Source organism: Vallitalea sediminicola, from assembly GCF_054408565.1.
The window spans coordinates 1-264 of the sequence record NZ_BTPT01000370.1 but is presented as its reverse complement, the minus strand read 5'-3'; the positions used below and the strand labels follow the sequence as shown (position 1 = coordinate 264).

The 264-nt window shown below is 35.2% G+C and carries 1 protein-coding gene; it reads left to right on the top strand.

Going from position 1 to position 264, the window contains the following annotated elements; genetic code table 11:
• Positions 1-264 (top strand): VanW family protein (locus tag ACX6CF_RS27085; RefSeq protein WP_458788476.1); only part of this gene is annotated, 264 nt, incomplete at both ends.

Here is a 264-nt window from a genome sequence, read left to right as displayed (position 1 = left end):
CTAGGAGAGGCGACTATACAGAAAGGATATGCACAAGGACCTGTTTTCAGAAATGGTAAAACTACTTATACTACAGGTGGGGGGCTTTGTCTAGATAGTTCAGTTTTGTTTAATGCTGTATTATATGGCAATCTGAAAATATTAGAAAAATATAATCATAGTACAGACTTATGGGGAGAAGACAGATTTGTAGATCTTGGCAGAGACGCAACCTATGTATACGGAAGAAAAGATTTGAAGTTTCAAAATAACACTAATTCAGAT